This window comes from Parahoeflea olei, from assembly GCF_001703635.1.
Classification (GTDB): domain Bacteria; phylum Pseudomonadota; class Alphaproteobacteria; order Rhizobiales; family Rhizobiaceae; genus Hoeflea; species Hoeflea olei.
Genome location: NZ_LQZT01000024.1, coordinates 2,501 through 5,959, shown reverse-complemented (window position 1 = coordinate 5,959; position 3,459 = coordinate 2,501). Strand labels below are relative to the sequence as shown.

Sequence of the window (3,459 nt, the reverse complement as noted above, 5' to 3'; positions counted from 1 at the left end):
GATGAACATTGATCAATGAGAACGATCAAGCCTATCGAGCTATTAGTACTGGTAAGCTTCACACGTTACCGCGCTTCCACACCCAGCCTATCAACGTGGTCGTCTTCCACGGCTCTCAGGGAATACTCGTTTTTGGGTTGGTTTCCCGCTTAGATGCCTTCAGCGGTTATCCATTCCGTATATAGCTACCCTGCTATGCCCTTGGCAGGACAACAGGTCCACCAGAGATACGTCCACCCCGGTCCTCTCGTACTAGGGGCAGATCCCATCAATATTCCTACACCCACGGCAGATAGGGACCGAACTGTCTCACGACGTTCTGAACCCAGCTCACGTACCGCTTTAATTGGCGAACAGCCAAACCCTTGGGACCTGCTCCAGCCCCAGGATGCGATGAGCCGACATCGAGGTGCCAAACAACCCCGTCGATATGGACTCTTGGGGGTCATCAGCCTGTTATCCCCGGCGTACCTTTTATCCGTTGAGCGATGGCCCTTCCACGCGGGACCACCGGATCACTATGACCGACTTTCGTCTCTGCTCGACTTGTCAGTCTCGCAGTCAGGCAGGCTTATGCCATTGCACTCGACGACCGATTTCCGACCGGTCTGAGCCTACCATCGCGCGCCTCCGTTACTCTTTCGGAGGCGACCGCCCCAGTCAAACTACCCACCATACACTGTCCCGGACCCGGATGACGGGCCGCGGTTAGACATCCACGAAGATAAGGGTGGTATTTCAAGGATGGCTCCACGCGAGCTGGCGCCCACGCTTCAAAGCCTACCACCTATCCTACACATGCCTTGGCGAATGCCAGTGTAAAGCTATAGTAAAGGTGCACGGGGTCTTTCCGTCTGACCGCAGGAACCCCGCATCTTCACGGGGAATTCAATTTCACTGAGTCTGCGTTGGAGACAGCGGGGAAGTCGTTACGCCATTCGTGCAGGTCGGAACTTACCCGACAAGGAATTTCGCTACCTTAGGACCGTTATAGTTACGGCCGCCGTTTACTGGGGCTTCGATTCAAAGCTTGCACCTCTCCTCTTAACCTTCCAGCACCGGGCAGGCGTCAGGCCCTATACGTCGTCTTGCGACTTCGCAGAGCCCTGTGTTTTTGATAAACAGTCGCTACCCCCTGGTCTGTGCCACCCCTTTCCACTTGCGTAAAAAGAGGTCACGCTTCTTCCGAAGTTACGCGTGCAATTTGCCGAGTTCCTTCAACGCAGTTCTCTCAAGCGCCTTGGTATTCTCTACCTGACCACCTGTGTCGGTTTCGGGTACGGTCTATACGGTGGAGCTATTTCCTGGAACCTCTTCGCTGCACCCCCAATCCAGTAAGGAGATACAACACACGAGATCCGTCACTACCACCAGGCCCACGAATATTAACGTGGTTCCCATCGACTACGCCTTTCGGCCTCGCCTTAGGGGCCGGCTCACCCTGCTCAGATTAACTTTAAGCAGGAACCCTTGGTCTTTCGGCGAGGGAGTCTCTCACTCCCTTTATCGTTACTCATGTCAACATTCGCACTTCTGATATCTCCAGGAGCCCTCACGGGTCTCCCTTCACAGACTTACAGAACGCTCCGCTACCACGTGGACAAGTCCACATCCTCAGCTTCGGTGCATGGCTTCAGCCCCGGTACATTTTCGGCGCAAGACCCCTTATTTAGACCAGTGAGCTGTTACGCTTTCTTTAAATGATGGCTGCTTCTAAGCCAACATCCTGGTTGTTTTGGGAGTCTCACATCCTTTCCCACTTAGCCATGACTTGGGGACCTTAGCTGGAGGTCAGGGTTGTTTCCCTTTTCACGACGGACGTTAGCACCCGCCGTGTGTCTGCCGACTAGTACTCCTCGGTATTCGGAGTTTGGTTAGGATCAGTAAGACGGTGAGTCCCCATAGCCCATCCAGTGCTCTACCCCCGAGGGTATTCGGTCGACGCTCTACCTAAATAGATTTCGCGGAGAACCAGCTATCTCCGAGTTTGATTGGCCTTTCACCCCTAACCACAAGTCATCCCAATCTATTGCAACAGATGCGGGTTCGGTCCTCCAGTTGGTGTTACCCAACCTTCAACCTGCTCATGGCTAGATCACTCGGTTTCGGGTCTAATGCAACAAACTAATCGCCCTATTAAGACTCGCTTTCGCTGCGCCTACACCTATCGGCTTAAGCTTGCTTGCTGCACTAAGTCGTTGACCCATTATACAAAAGGTACGCCGTCAGGCTTGCGCCCTCCGACTGCTTGTAGGCATCCGGTTTCAGGTACTATTTCACTCCCCTTGTCGGGGTGCTTTTCACCTTTCCCTCACGGTACTTGTTCGCTATCGGTCATGCACGAGTACTTAGGCTTGGAGGGTGGTCCCCCCACGTTCAGACAGGATTTCACGTGTCCCGCCTTACTCAAGGACAATATCAAGAATTACGTGTACGGGGCTATCACCCGCTACGGCCGAACTTTCCAGATCGTTCCACTTGTCTCAATAATGCCACTGGCCTGGTCCGCGTTCGCTCGCCACTACTAACGGAGTCTCGGTTGATGTCCTTTCCTACGGGTACTTAGATGTTTCAGTTCCCCGCGTTCGCTTCTTACCCCTATGTATTCAGGATAAGATACCTTGTAACGATACCTAGAAAGATAAGATGTTCCGAAGAACACCTTAATTTTCCTAGGCATCTAAGGTGGGTTTCCCCATTCGGAAATCCACGGATCAAAGCTTATTCGCAGCTCCCCATGGCTTATCGCAGCGTATCACGTCCTTCATCGCCTGTGCATGCCAAGGCATCCACCGAATGCCCTTTTGACGCTTGATCATTCTCATTGCCAATGCCCATCCTTATTTGTCTGGTTTGGCAAACCTTTCCTGTCCGCAATGCGGACAGGGGTTCCAAACCGGACCTGCTCACCACATCACCAAGTGATACGGCAAGCACCGAAAGGCCCGAACCCTTGCAAGGATCAGGACCAGTCAAAAAACCATGGCTACCTTTTACAGCCACGGTCATGTCAGATGTCATCGACGTGTTCGGACCCTCTCCTTGACGACGAATGCGCCGGCATTCGTCAGACAGGGTCCTTAAGACCAGCTTCTCGAGATTTGTCCGGTGACGCGCGGTCAGGCAACGCCAATCTGATCGCCTCGCCCGCGGCCGAAGCCACAAACGCTCGTTCGATCTCAGGCCGGCTAGGCTGTCGATCAAACTCAAACGGGTCCGGGCTCGAACGCCGCCACATAAGGGCAGCACCTGGAAGCCTCCAGACATAATCTTCTCTTCACGATGTATCAGAACAGGCGCAAGGACCGCAGTCCCGCGCAATTTATATTTTCCTCAATGGATAACGTTTCCCGGTAAAGCCCAAGCCACCCAATCAATTTGGCACCGCCCATCGCTTCGAGCGATCGGCAAAGGTCTGCCAAATCAACAAGGATGGTGGAGCTTATCGGGATCGAACCG

At 53.5% G+C, this 3,459-nt stretch carries 1 tRNA gene and 1 rRNA gene (1 of these 2 running past the window's edge); both read right to left on the bottom strand.

Annotation, left to right across the window (positions count from 1 at the left end):
• Positions 1-21: 21 nt before the first annotated feature.
• Positions 22-2,817 (bottom strand): 23S ribosomal RNA (locus tag AWJ14_RS14810).
• Positions 2,818-3,433: 616 nt separating this feature from the next.
• Positions 3,434-3,459 (bottom strand) — tRNA-Ala (locus AWJ14_RS14805); it runs 50 nt beyond the window's last position.